Source organism: Sphingobium lignivorans (assembly GCF_014203955.1).
Taxonomy (GTDB): Bacteria; Pseudomonadota; Alphaproteobacteria; order Sphingomonadales; family Sphingomonadaceae; genus Sphingobium; species Sphingobium lignivorans.
Map to the genome: position 1 here is coordinate 3,833,072 of NZ_JACHKA010000001.1, position 15,068 is coordinate 3,848,139.

General features: G+C 65.2%; 13 protein-coding genes. 8 read left to right on the forward strand and 5 right to left on the reverse strand.

What is annotated here, in order from left to right:
• Position 1 precedes the first annotated feature (1 nt).
• Positions 2-673, reverse strand: a complete 672-nt coding sequence (gene pspA / locus HNP60_RS17880; RefSeq protein WP_014077931.1) for a phage shock protein PspA — start codon at positions 671-673, stop codon at positions 2-4.
• 89 nt (positions 674-762) lie between these two features.
• Entirely contained in the window at positions 763-933 is a 171-nt protein-coding gene (locus HNP60_RS17885) for a hypothetical protein (protein ID WP_014077932.1), read from the reverse strand.
• Between the two features lie 183 nt (positions 934-1,116).
• Here HNP60_RS17885 and pspF point away from each other — a divergent pair, with 183 nt between their 5' ends.
• Both pspF and HNP60_RS17895 read left to right on the forward strand, forming a co-directional pair.
• A complete protein-coding gene (gene pspF / locus HNP60_RS17890; RefSeq protein ID WP_184156256.1) occupies positions 1,117-2,169 on the forward strand; it encodes a phage shock protein operon transcriptional activator in 1,053 nt (350 codons plus the stop codon).
• Positions 2,170-2,371: 202 nt separating this feature from the next.
• Positions 2,372-2,983: a superoxide dismutase gene (locus tag HNP60_RS17895; RefSeq protein WP_014077935.1), complete on the forward strand. Its 612-nt coding sequence runs from the start codon at positions 2,372-2,374 to the stop codon at positions 2,981-2,983.
• Positions 2,984-3,506: 523 nt separating this feature from the next.
• Here the strand turns inward: HNP60_RS17895 and HNP60_RS17900 are convergent.
• Positions 3,507-3,962, reverse strand: a complete 456-nt coding sequence (locus HNP60_RS17900) for a universal stress protein (RefSeq protein ID WP_041393676.1) — start codon at positions 3,960-3,962, stop codon at positions 3,507-3,509.
• A gap of 143 nt (positions 3,963-4,105) precedes the next feature.
• Here HNP60_RS17900 and HNP60_RS17905 point away from each other — a divergent pair, with 143 nt between their 5' ends.
• From HNP60_RS17905 to HNP60_RS17930, 6 genes are all read left to right on the forward strand, one after another.
• The gene (locus HNP60_RS17905) at positions 4,106-5,410 is read left to right on the forward strand and encodes a pyruvate dehydrogenase complex dihydrolipoamide acetyltransferase (protein WP_184156258.1); all 1,305 of its coding nucleotides are present in this window, start codon (positions 4,106-4,108) and stop codon (positions 5,408-5,410) included.
• A 68-nt stretch (positions 5,411-5,478) separates the two neighbouring features.
• Positions 5,479-5,874, forward strand: a complete 396-nt coding sequence (locus tag HNP60_RS17910) for an acyl-CoA thioesterase (protein ID WP_184156260.1) — start codon at positions 5,479-5,481, stop codon at positions 5,872-5,874.
• Between the two features lie 60 nt (positions 5,875-5,934).
• Complete coding sequence (lpdA, locus tag HNP60_RS17915) at positions 5,935-7,350, forward strand: dihydrolipoyl dehydrogenase (protein ID WP_184156262.1); 1,416 nt, start codon at positions 5,935-5,937, stop codon at positions 7,348-7,350.
• A gap of 85 nt (positions 7,351-7,435) precedes the next feature.
• Positions 7,436-8,053, forward strand: coding sequence for a phosphatase PAP2 family protein (locus HNP60_RS17920; protein ID WP_184156264.1), 618 nt, complete (start codon positions 7,436-7,438; stop codon positions 8,051-8,053).
• Positions 8,054-8,129: 76 nt separating this feature from the next.
• Positions 8,130-9,440, forward strand: a complete 1,311-nt coding sequence (locus tag HNP60_RS17925) for a Xaa-Pro dipeptidase (RefSeq protein WP_184156266.1) — start codon at positions 8,130-8,132, stop codon at positions 9,438-9,440.
• Between the two features lie 395 nt (positions 9,441-9,835).
• Positions 9,836-12,391: a TonB-dependent receptor gene (locus HNP60_RS17930; RefSeq protein ID WP_184156267.1), complete on the forward strand. Its 2,556-nt coding sequence runs from the start codon at positions 9,836-9,838 to the stop codon at positions 12,389-12,391.
• Positions 12,392-12,944: 553 nt separating this feature from the next.
• On the opposite strand, the gene mtgA is transcribed toward HNP60_RS17930, so the two are convergent.
• Both mtgA and HNP60_RS17940 read right to left on the reverse strand, forming a co-directional pair.
• Positions 12,945-13,667, reverse strand: a complete 723-nt coding sequence (gene mtgA, locus HNP60_RS17935) for a monofunctional biosynthetic peptidoglycan transglycosylase (RefSeq protein WP_184156268.1) — start codon at positions 13,665-13,667, stop codon at positions 12,945-12,947.
• A 12-nt stretch (positions 13,668-13,679) separates the two neighbouring features.
• Positions 13,680-15,017 (reverse strand): dihydroorotase, encoded by a 1,338-nt coding sequence (locus tag HNP60_RS17940; RefSeq protein ID WP_184157176.1) that lies wholly within the window; start codon positions 15,015-15,017, stop codon positions 13,680-13,682.
• Positions 15,018-15,068: the final 51 nt, after the last annotated feature.

Genomic DNA, 15,068 nt, shown 5'->3' on the forward strand with positions numbered 1-15,068 from the left:
CTTAGCCTTCCTTGTTGTGCTGCGCGGCCTTCAGCGCCGCCAGCTCGGCCTCGACCTTGTCGCTCGACTGCAGATCCGCGATTTCCTGCTCCAGCGTCTTGGGCTGGTTGCCCAGTCCCATCGCGTCGGCATGACCTTCCGCCATGTCCACCCGGCGCTCGAGCATCTCGAAGCGCGAGAAGGCGTCCTGCACGCGCTCGCCATTGTACATCTCGCGGGCCCGCAGGCGGGTCTGTGCGCTTTCCATGCGGGTCACCAGGCTGTTCTGGCGAGCGCGTGCTTCGCGCAGCTTGCCCTGCAGCTTGGCGATGTCTTCCTCCGAGGCGGCGAGCGCATCGTCGAGCACGGCGATCTGGCCCTTGAGCTGCGCGGCCATGTCGGCGGCCTTCTGGCGCTCGACCAGCGCAGCCTTGGCGAGATCCTCGCGGTCCTTGGAAAGCGCCAGCTCGGCCTTTTCCTTCCAGCTGTCCTGGAGCGACTCGAGCTTCGCGATGTGGCGACGCATTTCCTTCTGGTCCGCAATCGTGCGGGCGGCAGACGCTCGCACCTCGACCAGGGTTTCCTCCATTTCGAGGATGATCATGCGGATCATCTTCGCCGGGTCCTCCGCCCGATCCAGCAGATCGGTGACGTTGGCGGCAATGATGTCGCGGGTGCGAGAGAAGATACCCATCTGTTCATTACTCCAATTCGAAAATTCAGGGTGCCGGGGCGGGTGAGGGGCATCCGCCCCGGCTATCAAGCAAGCCGTCAAGCAAGGGATTATGCCGACTTGCCGGAACCATTATCATGATTTGCCGCCGCAATCTGCTGGTCCGCCTGGGGACCGGTGTAAGCAGGGCCCACCGCGCCGAGCACCATGGTGGCGCTGAAGACGATGGTGAGGAGGGTGGCGAAAACACTGTTGCTGTAGTTGTTCACGAAACGGGTCATTGTCTGTCTTCCTGATCCTGTATTTGGCCTTCAAAGCCCGCCTTCTGGCGGATTGCCCATCATATTGCACAGGCCGTGCCAATTTCCGGAAATGGCTGAAATCCGCCACTTTCGTTCATCCGATATTCAGCGCTACCAGTTTCATCTTGCCAAGATGTAGGAATTATCACTAATCGTTGGCTCGTGGAAAAAACGACGCATTTCGTCGGCCAGTCGCTGGCCTTTCTGGACGCGGTCGAACAGGCGGGCCGCGCGGCCGAACTCATCCGCCCGGTGCTCGTCATCGGCGAGCGCGGCACCGGCAAGGAACTGATCGCCGAGCGCATTCACCGCCTGTCTCCCCGCTGGGACGGCCCCCTCATCACCATGAACTGCGCCGCGCTGCCCGAGACGCTGATCGAGGCCGAACTGTTCGGCCATGAGGCCGGCGCCTTCACCGGCGCCACCCGCGCCCGCGCCGGCCGGTTTGAGGAAGCGGATGGCGGCACCCTGTTCCTCGACGAGCTGGGCACCTTGTCCATGGCCGCGCAGGAGCGCCTGCTGCGCGCGGTGGAATATGGGGAAGTGACGCGCATCGGTAGCTCCCGCCCCCTCAATGTCGACGTGCGCATCGTCGCGGCCACCAATGAGCATCTGCCCGCCGCGGTGGAGGCCGGACGCTTTCGCGCAGACCTGCTCGATCGCCTCTCCTTCGAGGTCATCACCCTGCCGCCGCTGCGCGGACGCGAGGGCGATGCCGAGGTGCTTGCCGAGCATTTCGGCCGGCGCATGGCAACCGAGATGCGCTGGCCCGGCTGGCCCGGCTTCTCCGCGCGCGCGATGGCGGAGCTGGTCGCTTATGGCTGGCCGGGCAATGTGCGCGAACTGCGCAATGTGGTCGAGCGCGCCGTCTACCGCTGGCAGGACCCCGCCCATCCGATCGACGCAATTCAGCTCGATCCCTTTGCCTCGCCCTGGCAACCGGCGCCCATGCCCTCCAGCCTTCCCCGGCCGGACGATAGCGCCCGGACGGCCATCGCGCCCGCACCGGCCCCCAATGGCGACATGCGCGAGGACCAGTTGTCGATCGCGCTCGATGACATCACGGATTTCCGCGCCGCGGTCGATGTGCATGAAGCCACGATCCTTCGCCGCGCGCTCGAGCGACACCGCTTCAACCAGCGCGCCACGGCCAAGGCGCTGGGCCTTTCCTACGACCAGCTTCGCCACTGCCTCAAGAAACACGCGCTGCTGTAGCACGCGCCCCGGACGCCGGCCGGGCGGTGCGATGCGCGCGCCAGCTTCATGTCATATCGATTTTATCTTCGCGCCTCATCGCTATAGTCTGTTGGCAAGTCGCGCCCGTCCGCGCCAATGCTGGCGGGCCCACCCGAACGATTCGCATGATCCATGCGTTTCGCCACCCAGAACAGAAACCACTGCTTCAGGAGCTTCAATCATGGCATTCACCCTTCCCGACCTTCCCTATGCGAAAACGGCTTTCGGCGAAGACATGTCGGCCGAGACGTTCGACTATCATCACGGCAAGCATCACAATGCCTATGTGACGAAAGCGAACGAGCTGGTCGCCGCCGACCCGGCGCTGCAGGGCAAGTCGCTGGTCGAGCTGATCCGCACCGCCAAGGGCGGCCTGTTCAACCAGGTCGGCCAGATCTGGAACCACAGCTTCTTCTGGCAGTGCCTCTCGCCCGAGACGCAGGAGCCGACCGGCAAGCTCGCCGAGCTGATCCAGGAAGGCTTCGGCTCGACAGACGCGCTGATCGAGAAGCTGAAGGCAGAGGCAGTGGGCCATTTCGCCAGCGGCTGGGCAGCGCTCAACCTCACCGACGGCAAGCTGGAAGTGACCAGCTATCATGATGCCGACTGCCCCGTCGCGCATGGCGCCACGCCGCTGTTCATCCTCGATGTATGGGAACATGCCTATTATATCGACTATCGCAATGCGCGTCCCAACTTCGCCGACACGATCCTCAAGAAGCATGTGAACTGGGCCTTCGTGGCCGAGAATCTCGACGGCAACGGCGCCGAGCGCGCCAACCAGCCGGGCTGACCCCGGCCCGGCCCGATCGACGAAAAGGGAAAGGGCGCCTGCGGGGCGCCCTTTTTCTAGCAAGAGAGGCAAGGGGGCGCCCAGAGGCGCCGGAGGGGCTCGTCGTCTCGAGCCATATGCTTACTTTTCCCCTGTCCTACACACCCGCCACGATGGCAGACCAGCCGGCCCCCTCCTCCTGCCGACAGGAGGAAGCGAGGCAGGGCTCTTTCTCATCGCAGGCCTTCCATCGTCCGGTCGGGCTGCGCAGGCTTGTCGGAGCGGGTTCTCGCGCCTGCCTCATCGGATCTCCCGCAAAGTTCAGGGAAGCGGAAGATGACGGGGACTGCCGTCATCTTTGTAAACTTCCAGACCGCTGTGCAGTGTTGGAGCGGCATGGCGACGCTCTCCAGCCGTGAGGCGGCCCCACCCCGTTTCAACCGTCTCGGACTCCCGAAGACCCGGCGGTTACTCCGAACGCCACCTCGTCCACAGAGCCTCGGGCGGCTCCCCATCAGATGCCCGAGTCACCTCGTTAACTTCCTCAGCTCAGGCGCTCGATGTCCTCGTGGCTCAGCGAGCCGGGGATGATCATCACCGGGCAGGGCAGCGTGCCGGCGTCATGGCCCGCGAAATGCGTGACCAGAGGGCCCGGCGCGCCCTTGGGTGCCGCGCCGAGCACCAGGGCCGCCACCGGCTCGCCGGATGCCAGCATTTCCCGGACCGAGCCGACCGGATCGCCGATCTTCACGGTGATGGCCGGCTGGATTCCCGCTTCCGCCATCAGTGTGCCCGCCGCGCTCATGGCCAGCGCTTCCGCGCGGGCGCGGGCTTCCTCCTCCATGGTCGCCTGCACGGCGCCCCACTGGACGAACTCTGTCTTGGGCACGAGCGCGAGCATGTGGACGCCGCCGCCGGTCTTGGCCGCACGGCGCGCCGCGAAAAGCAGAGCGGATTCGGCCTCGGTGCTTTCGTCCACGACGACGAGATAAGTGCGCATCATCGGGCGGCTCTCCGGTTTTCTCTCACGCTTGGTGGGCGAAATTCGCGCCCGATGCAAGCGATGGCCTTGACCCGGCAAGGCAAAGCGTGAAGGTGACCGTTGATTGTCCAACCGCAAGCAAACAGGAAAGCCTGGCCCTCATGGCGATCAACATCCAGATGCCCGCCCTCTCGCCCACCATGGAAGAAGGCACGCTGGCCAAATGGCTGGTGAAGGAAGGCGACACCGTCAGCTCCGGCGATCTTCTCGCGGAAATCGAGACGGACAAGGCGACGATGGAATTCGAAGCCGTGGACGAAGGCGTGGTCGGCAAGATCCTCATTCCGGAAGGCACGGACAATGTGAAGGTCGGCACCGTGATCGCGGTGCTGGTCGAGGAGGGCGAGGAAGTGCCGGCGGATGCCGGTGCCGCCGCAGCGCCCGCCAAGACCGATGCGACGCCCGCCAAGGCCGAGCCGGCCAGCGCGCCGAAGCCCGAACCGGAAGTGGCCAGAGCCGCTACCGCGCCAGCGGCCGCGCCGGCCGCGGAGGGTGAGCGCATCAAGGCAAGCCCGCTGGCCCGTCGCATCGCCGAGCAATCCGGCATTGACCTGGCCGCAGTCGCGGGCACGGGGCCCAACGGGCGAATCGTCAAGGCCGACCTTGAAGGCGTGAAGCCCGGCGCAGCGGCCGCGCCGCGCCCCGCAGAAGCGCCTGCCGCCGCCGCACCGGCGCCTGCTCCTGCGCCCGCCCCGGTGGCGGCTCAGGACTTCGGCATCCCGCACGAAGTCGAGAAGCTCTCCAATATCCGCAAGACGATCGCGCGGCGCCTCACCGAATCGAAGCAGACCATCCCGCACATCTACCTCACCGTGGACGTGCGCCTCGATGCGCTGCTCAAGCTGCGCGGGGAGCTCAACACGGCGCTGGAGAAGAGCGGCGTCAAACTCTCCGTCAACGATCTGCTCATCAAGGCGCTGGCCAAGGCGCTGCTTGCCTGCCCGAAGTGCAACGTGCAGTTCGCGGGCGACCAGCTCCTCAAGTTCAGCCGCGCGGACGTCAGCGTCGCCGTTTCGATCCCCACCGGCCTCATCACGCCGATCATCGTCGATGCCGGCGCCAAGGCCGTGAGCGCGATCTCGACCGAGATGAAGGACCTCGCCAGCCGCGCCAAGGAAGGCAAGCTGCGCCCCGAGGAATATCAGGGCGGCACCGCCAGCCTCTCCAACATGGGCATGATGGGCATCAAGCAGTTCGAGGCCGTCATCAATCCGCCGCAGGCGATGATCATGGCCATCGGCGCGGGCGAGAAGCGCCCCTATGTGATCGACGACGCGCTCGGTATCGCCACGGTGATGTCGGCCACCGGCAGCTTCGACCATCGCGCCATTGACGGCGCGGACGGCGCGGAGTTGATGAAGGTCTTCAAGGAACTGGTGGAGGCGCCGCTGGGTCTGGTGGCGTAAATGCCCCGGACCGCAAAGCCGAGCCTCTCCCTCTCCCGGGAGGGGAGAAGGGCGGACAAGGCACGCTGATGCCCGACGCCGCTCCCACCGCCGCCCCGACCATCCGCGTCACCACCATGCCGGCGGACGCCAATCCCTATGGCGACATCTTCGGCGGCTGGCTGATGAGCCAGATGGACATGGCGGCCGGACTGGTCGCCGCGCGGCACAGCGCGGGGCGAGCCGTCACCATCGCCGTGGAAGGCATGCAGTTCCACCGCCCGGTATTCGTGGGTGACGAGGTTTCCGTCTTCGCGACGCTGGTGAAGGTCGGCAACACCTCCATGGCCATCGACGTCGAGACCTGGCGGCGGGACCGCCACGGCGAGGCCATGAACAAGGTGACGCAGGCCCGTTTCGTCTTTGTCGCCATCGACGAGCAACGCCATCCCCGCAAGGTGCCGCCGATGGTGGCCGCCGCATGAGCCGTCTCATATTCACTCGCCGCGCTGCTGGTCGCGGCGCGCAGTTCTGGAGAACATGACGTGTCCGAATCCTACGATCTCATCGTCCTCGGTTCCGGCCCCGGCGGCTATGTCGCGGCGATCCGCGCGGCGCAGCTCGGGCTCAAGACCGCGATCGTCGAGCGCGAGCTGCTGGGCGGCATCTGCCTCAACTGGGGCTGCATCCCCACCAAGGCGCTGCTGCGCTCGGCGGAGATCTTCCATTATATGAGCCATGCGAAGGACTATGGCCTCGCGGCGGAAAAGATCAGCGCCGACATCGAAGCCGTGGTGAAGCGCTCGCGCGGCGTGGCGAAGCAGCTCAATGCCGGCGTCACGCATCTCATGAAGAAGAACAAGATCGCCGTGCACATGGGCACCGGCGTGCTGACGGCCGCGAACAAGCTGACGGTGACGGACAAGGACGGCAATAAGACCGACCTCTCCGCGAAACACATCATCGTGGCGACGGGCGCACGCGCGCGCGACCTGCCCTTCGCCCCGGCGGACGGCAAGCGCATCTGGACCTATCGCACCGCCATGACCCCGCCGGAAATGCCGGGCAAGCTGCTGGTCATCGGGTCGGGCGCCATCGGCATCGAGTTCGCGAGCTTCTACAATGACATGGGTGCCGAGGTGACGGTCGTCGAAATGATGGACCGCATCGTGCCGGTGGAGGATGCCGACGTGTCGGCCTTCCTCGAGAAGCAGCTCGTGAAGCGCGGCATGAAGATCGTGACCGGCGCGGCGCTGGACTCCCTCAAGGCTTCCGACAAGGGCGTCACCGCCGCCATCAAGGGCAAGGACGGAAAGACGGAGACCAGCGAGTTCAGCCACTGCATCGTCGCCATCGGCATCGTCCCGAACACCGAGAATATCGGGTTGGAAGCGCTTGGCGTCACCATGGAGCGGGGACACATCAAGACCGATGGGCTCTGCCGTACCAACGTCGCCGGCCTGTGGGCGATCGGCGACGTCACCGCGCCGCCATGGCTCGCGCACAAGGCCAGCCACGAGGGCGTCACCGCCGCCGAAGCGATCGCGCAGGCGCTCGGCAACAAGGATGTTCATCCGCACGAGATGGACCCGCGCAACATCCCCGGCTGCACCTACTGCCAGCCGCAGGTCGCCAGCGTGGGGCTGACCGAAGCCAAAGCGAAGGAAGCCGGCTATACGGTGAAGGCAGGCACTTTCCCCTTCATCGGCAATGGCAAGGCCATTGCACTGGGCGAGGCGGAGGGCTTCGTGAAGACCGTGTTCGATGCCAAGACCGGCGAACTGCTCGGCGCGCACATGGTCGGCGCGGAAGTGACGGAAATGATCCAGGGCTATACGATCGGCAAGACCGCCGAGCTGGTCGAGGCCGACTTCATCCAGACCGTCTTCCCGCATCCCACGATCAGCGAAACCATGCATGAAGCGGTCCTCGCCGCGTTCGGACGGGCGCTGCATATTTGACCTGCGGCTTCCGGCAATGGCCGGTGCGCGGCGCCCGGCAAGGGCAGGCAGCAGCGGGGCGCAGGCCGGCGAACAAGGTGCGCAGATGAGCCCGCGCCGCCGCCTGGCGCTGGCCGCCATGCTGCTGGTGTCGCTGCTTCTGCTGGGCTTCGCCCGCGCGGCCGGCCTGCCCGCGCCGGCCGACGAGCTTGCCATGACCATCGTCGATGCGGTGCAGATCCATTATCCTGCGCAGGCCGCCGGGGTCACATCCGTGGCCAGCGTGCTGCATCGAGCCGGCGACACGGGCGCGCTGATCGCAACCATGCTCGTCCTTGGCCTGTTCCTCGCTTATGCCGGACGACCGCGCGAAGTGGGCTGGCTGCTTGCGGCGGTGATGACGGTCATCCTGTTCAACCCGGCGTTGAAGGCGCTCTTTGCCGAAGAGCGCCCAGACCTCATTCCCCGGGTCGTGGAGGTGACGGGACACAGCTTCCCGAGCGGTCATGCCGCCGGGACGATGGCGCTCTATGGTGCCGTGGCACTGCTCTTTCCCGGTCGCCTCATATGGATCGCCTGCGCTGCGATGATCCTCCTCACCGGCGCGAGCCGGGTCTGGCTCGGCGTGCACTGGCCGACAGACGTGGTCGCCGGGTGGCTCGAGGCGGCCGCCTGGCTCCTCGTCATGTCGATCTGGCTGCCACGCAGGGAGCGACGCGCCTGACGCCCCTCATGATGCCCTTGCATCATGGCGCTCTGCGCGACCAATCTGCCAGCGACAGGGATTCCGGGGGACAAGCATGACAGAACAAGGACCTTTACGCAGGCTGGTGTGGCTCATCGCGGGCATGGCCGCAGCCTTATCTGCGCCGGCCCATGCGGAGACCCAGGTCTTCACCGCTGCCCGGATGATCGATGTCGCGGCCGGCAAGGTCGTGGAGCATCCTGCCATCTTCGTCACCGACGGCAGGATCACCTCCGTCGCAGACGCACGCCTCGTACGCTGGGGCAGCGATGTGAAACATATCGACCTTGGGGACCGCACCATCCTGCCCGGCCTCATCGACATGCACGTCCATCTCGATGGCCTGGCGGAGATCGGCGGTTATCGCGGCCTGCAATATACGGACAGCTTCTGGGCCATGATCGCCGTGCGGAACGCGCGAGACATGCTGCATGCCGGCTTCACCACCGTGCGCAATCTTGGTTCCGAGAACTACAATGATGTCGGCCTCATGCAGGCGATAGACGAAGGCTGTGCCGAGGGGCCCCGCATCGTGCCGGCCGCCCATGCTCTCGGCGCGACCGGCGGACATTGCGATTCGACCTTCCTGCCGCCGTCTTTCGAGGCAAAGAGCCCCGGCGTCGGCGATGGCGAGCAGCAGTTGCGCCAGCGCGTGCGCGAGCAGCGCAAATATGGTGCCCAGGTCATCAAGGTGTGCGCCACGGGCGGCGTATTCTCCCGCAACACCGAGCCCGGCCAGCAGCAGCTCAGCGAACAGGAACTGCGCGCCATCGTGGAAGAAGCGCATCTGTGGGGCCTGCGCGTTGCCGCCCATGCCCACGGGGCAGCCGGCATCAAGGCCGCGATCCGCGCGGGCATCGACACTATCGAACATGTCAGCCTGCTGGATGATGAAGGCATCAGGCTGGCGCTGAAGCGCGAGCGACCTGTCTGGTTCTCGATGGATATCTTCAACACCGACTACACCCAGGCCAGCGGCCGGGAAAACGGCGTTCTGGAGGAGAATCTCCGCAAGGATCGGGAAATCGCCCAGATCCAGCGCGACAATTTTCGCAAGGCGCAACAGGCAGGCGTGCGCATGATCTTCGGCTCCGACGCGGGCGTCATGCCGCATGGTACGGCGGGCGGCCAGTTCCGCTACATGGTGGCCTATGGGATGACGCCGCTCCAGGCCATCCAGGCCGCCACCATCACGGCCGCGCAGGCGCTCGGCAAGGAAGAAGAGGTGGGGCAGATTGCGGCGGGACGCCATGCCGACCTGATCGCCGTGGATGGCGACCCCCTCTTGGATGTTCGCCTGCTCGAGCATGTGAGCGTGGTCATCAAGGGCGGCCAGGTTGTGAAGGATGGGACCGCCGTCCGGTGATTCTCGCCATTGAGACGCAGAGGTCACTGATCGGACCCGGCCCATGGCTCTTCGTCGCCCCGACCCAGATCGCACGATCGATTTTCTGAGGGAGCGTTGCATCCATGCCGCACCGCAATATATCGACTTGAAAATACGCGATTTTGCGCGCCTCTGCCCCCTGAAATGGGGTGTTTTTCAGGCATATCCCGCGATCCAGCCATTATTTCGCGATAGCGAGCCGGCACGGGCCGCCGATATAGGGCCGCCATCGTCATAAATCAGCAACATGCGGGCTCCACGGGGCCGCCAGCAAGTGAGAGGACGCATCGGTTCCTTCGGGCGCCGAGAAGGCCGTGGCACATATCTGCCACAGTCGAATGAACAGACCTGCATCGAATCCAAGGGGACCACCGATGACCAAATTCCGCATTATCCTCGCGGCGACTGTCGCCAGCGGGGCACTGGCGACGGGAGCGCATGCTCAGTCGACCGGCGCGATCGACTTCGAAGACGCCATCATCGTCACCGGCTCGCGCTCGAGCGACGTGGGTGGCATCCGGATCCCGGACACCACCAAGGCGACCGGCGTCATCACTGACGAGCTGATCAGCCGCCAGGGCACCAACACGATCCTCAACACGATCAACTTGCTTCCGGGCGTCAGCTTCCAGAACAACGACCCCTATGGATCGGCCGGCGGCACGCTGAACATTCGCGGCTTCGGCCCCGACCGCGTCTCGCTCACCTGGGACGGCATCCCGCTGAACGACACCGGCAACTACGCCATCTATTCCAACCAGCTGCTCGACATGGAGCTGATCGGCGAGGTGAACGTCAACCTCGGCAGCACGGACGTCGACAGCCCGACGGCGGCCGCGTCCGGCGGCACGGTGAACTATCGCACGCGCCTGCCCTATGAGGAATTCAATGTCACCGTCGTCGGTGCGATCGGCGAGTATGATTTCTACCGCATGTTCGGCGCGATCGACACGGGCGTCTTCACGCCCTTCGGAACGCGCGCTTTCTTCTCCGCCAGCCGCACGGGCAACGACAACGTCTTCAACAACTACGGCAAGATCGACAAGCAGCAGTATAACGGCCGCATCTATCAGCCGATCGGAAGCAACGGCGACTTCATCTCCATTGCCGGCCATTACAACGAGAACCGCAACAACTTCTTCGGTTCGCTGCCGCTGCGCACGGACGCCAACCGCGTCGTCGGCCCCAATGGCAACAACCGCTTCCCCACGAACCGCGATGAGCGCTTCTACACGCTCGAGCCTTGTGAGCTCGCCGCGGCACGGCCGGGCGTCGCCGACGCCGTCAACACCTGCGGCGCCGCGTTCGACTATCGCTTCAATCCCTCCAACACCGGCAACATTCGCGGTAGCTCGCGCTTCACCCTGTCCGACGGCCTCGTGCTGACGGTCGATCCGAGCTATCAGTATGTGAAGGCCAACGGCGGTGGCGTGACCACCAGCATCAGCAGCTCCACCGGCGCCGCTTCCGGCGGCACCTTCGAAAGCGGCCGCGTGATCGGTGGCAACACCTATTACGGGTTCATCGGCGGCAGCTATTATGCAGGCATCGACCTCAATGGTGACGGCGACCGCCTGGACCGGGTGACGACGCTCAACCCGAGCCAGACCCAGACGCACCGCTTCGGCGTGATCTCGTCGCTGCGTTACGACATCAACGAGTTCCACACCGTCCGCATCGCCTATACCTATGACCGCGGACGCCATCGCCAGACCGGCGAGCTGGGTTACCTCCAGCTCGGTGGTGCGCCCTTCGACGTCTTCCCGGTGAACGATCCGATCCGGGACGCGAATGGCAATGCCATCCAGAAGCGCGACCGTCTCTCTTATGCCATCCTGAACCAGGTTTCGGGTGAGTATCGCGGCCAGTTCCTGGATGAAGCGCTGACGGTACGGCTGGGCGTGCGCGCTCCCTTCTTCAAGCGCGACCTGACCCAGAACTGCTTCACCACGTCCGCTTCCGGCTTCGTGGACTGCGTCGCCGAGGGCCAGCAGGCGGCTTATGCCGCGGCGAACCCGAACTATTCGCGTCCGCAGAACCGTACGCTGAAGTATGACAAGGTGCTGCCGAACGTCGGTCTGAGCTATCGCATCACGCCGGCAGCCTCGATCTTCTTCAACTATGCGAAGGGTCTGCAGGTTCCGGGTACGGACCCCCTCTACAACAGCTTCTTCTTCGCCGAAGGAACGGCCGGATCGCAGCCGGCGCCGGAGACGACGGACAGCTTCGACGTGGGCGCGCGCTACACGACCTCGAAGATCCAGGCTCAGCTGACCGGTTGGTTCACCCGCTACAACAACCGGCTGGCCTCCGCCTATGATCCGGAAGTGAACGAGACCGTTTACCGGAACCTCGGAACAGTGGACAAATGGGGCATCGACGGCAGCATCGCCTACTCGCCCTTCCAGATGCTCACCCTCTATGCCTTCGGCTCGTACCTCAAGTCGGACATCAAGGACGATGTCGTTGGCGGCGTCTGCAGCGCCAGCCAGGCGAGCAGCGGTTTCCGTGGCTGCACCGCGGCGGGGCAGGTCTTCTATCTCCCCACCGCCGGCAAGCGTGAATCGGGTGCTCCGGTGTTCCAGCTGGGCGCGCGCGCCGAGCTGCATCTGGGCGACTTCGATCTCGGCGTCCAGGGCAAGCGCACCGGCAAGCGGTACATCTATGATACCAACGAGCCGATCGTGATCAGCGGCACGGAAGTCTATGGTGCCGTCGCTCCGGGCTACACCCTGTTCGATCTCGACGTCCGCTACTCGCTGGCATCGCTGGGTGCGCCGAACGTCTTCGCGCAGCTCAACGTCACCAACGTCTTCGACAAATTCTATGTCGGTGGCTTCGGTGGCAATCTGTCGCCGGGCAGCAGCCCGCCGTTCGTGCAAATCGGTGCACCGCGCGCGGCCATGTTCAGCGTCCACGTGCAGATGTAAGTCACGCCCGATCGGGATGAAACAGCAAGGGGCGGGGGCAGAAATGCCTCCGCCCTTTGGCATTGGTGTCCAGGGCGGATCGGCACGGGCCGGACGCCGGAAGTTGACGAAGATGACGATACGTCCGTGTCATCTTTCGCTTCCGTGAACTTGGCGGCAGCGCCCATGAGATGGGCACGAGAGCCTGTCCCGGCAGGCCTGCGCGGCCCGTCCGGATGATGGAACGCCCGCAACGCGAAAGAGCTGTGCCATTGCCTATACCTGTCGCCCGTTAAACAGGGCTGCCGGCCCGCCACGGCGGAAGGGGTGTAGGACAGGGGAAAAGCCAAGCTGATGGGGGATGGAGCGCGACCCCAGGCCTGTTCACCCCAAGACGACCATCTCTCCCGCCAGCAATGAAGACCTGACGATCGCAATCTGGATGTCGATCAGCCCCCGCCTCCACGAGATCGTGTCATGACCGCGAGGATCGACCGGTCTGCGCATGATGCAGGTCCCGCCCTTTCGTGGGGACCGCCGGCCGGCGACCCGGCGCGATCTCTCGATCTGTCTCTTACAGGTCGAGGCAGGCATCCAGCCCTTGCGTCCGCACCACGCCGATATAGCGCGCGATGCGATTGCCGTGGCGCAGCGTGAAGCCGGAGGGCGCGATCGCCGCGCGCTTCTTGGGGAGCGGCAGCACGGCAGCGATGCGCGCTGCTTCGGTGCGCGAGAGCTTGTCCGCTCCATGGCCGAAATAGCGCATCGCGCCAGCCTGCACCCCGTAGGTCCCGATGCCGGTCTCGGCCACGTTGAGATAGACTTCCATGATCCGGCGCTTGCCCCAGATCGCTTCGATCAGCACCGTATACCAGGCTTCGAGGCCCTTGCGGAAGAAACCGCCGCCTTGCCAGAGGAACACGTTCTTCGCGGTCTGCTGGCTGATGGTGGATCCGCCGCGAATGCGCCCGCCGCGGGCATTATATTCCATGGCCTGCTGGATCGCCTGAGTGTCGAAGCCATGATGCTGGCAGAATTTGGCATCTTCCCCGGCAATGGCGGCGCGCGCCATGTCGGGATCGATGCGCGAGAGCGGCGTCCAGTCCTTCGTGATGCCATTCTTGTCGAAGATCATGGTCAGCGTGACCGGCACAGGCACCCATTTGTAGACCAGCACCTGCAGCAACGAGAGGCCAACAAACGCCAGCACGGCGGTCAGCAGCCAACGCAGGACGCGCCCTATCGGGCCACGCTTCGACGGGGTTGCCTTGCGCCTGCCGGACGCCTTGTCTGCCATGCCCCTGCTCCCTCAGTGTCCCGGAAATTCCGTCGCCTCGAAACGGACCGGCTCGCCGACCGCCTCGTTGGCAAGCTGATTTTCCCACATCACGCGATGCCCGCGCACGATGGTTCCCACCGGTCGACCGGTGACCGTCATGTCCTCGAAGGGGCTCCAGCCGCAGCGCGACGCGAACCAGTCGGCCGTCATCGTCCAACGCGCGCGCAGGTCCACGATCGTGAAATCGGCATCATAGCCGACCGCGATGCGGCCCTTGCCCACGAGGCCGAAGACGCGCTGCGGGCCCGCACTGGTGAGATCGATGAAGCGCTGGAGCGTCAGGCGGCCATTCGCGACATGATCCAGCAGCAGCGGCACCAGTGTCTGCACGCCCGGCATCCCGCTCGGCGAGGCCGGATAGACTTTCGCCTTTTCCTCCAGCGTATGGGGGGCATGGTCCGACCCGAGCACATCGGGCACGCCCTGCCCGACCCAATGCCACAGGCCTTCGCGATGCGCGGTGCTGCGGATGGGCGGGTTCATCTGCGCATAAGTGCCGAGGCGCGGATAGGCCTCTTCGGCCGCGAGCGTCAGATGCTGTGGCGTGACCTCGCAGGTCGCGATATCCTTATGCTGCCCCAGAAACGCCAGTTCCGCAGGCGTGGTCACATGCAGCACATGGATGCGCCGCCCCGCCTCACGGGCGAGCTTCACGATACGGCGGGTCGCCAGCATCGCGCTCTCATCATCGCGCCAGACGGGATGGCTGGCGGGATCGCCCTCGATCCGCTCGCCGAGCCGGGCGTTCATGCGCGCTTCGTCCTCGGCGTGGATGGCGACGCGGCGGCGGCCATGCGCCAGGACGCGCGCGAGCGCCTCGTCTTCCGCGACGAGCAAGCTGCCGGTGGACGCGCCCATGAAGATCTTGACGCCGGCCGTGCCGGGCATGCGTTCCAGGTCGCCCAGCATCTCGGCATTGTCACCCGTCGCGCCGACATAGAAGGCATGGTCGCACCACATGCGATGACGGGCGCGGGCCAGCTTGTCCTCCACCCGGTCGGCACTGTCCGTGTTCGGGCTGGTGTTAGGCATCTCGAACACGGCGGTGACTCCGCCCAGCACGGCGGCGCGACTGCCCGATTCGAGATCCTCCTTGTGCTCCAGACCCGGCTCGCGGAAATGAACCTGACTGTCGATGACCCCGGGCAGGATATCCAGCCCCGTGCAGTCGATGATCTCGCCGGCGTCGCCAGGGCGGGCGCCGATGGCCGCGATCCGGCCCGCGACGATGCCGATATCCGCCGACACGGGCCCTCCCGGCAAATGCACGGTGCCATTGGCGAGAAGCAGGTCGAAGCTCTGGGTCATGGGATCGTTCATCTCCTGTCCGCCTCGCGGGCCATGTGACGCAAAGCCGTT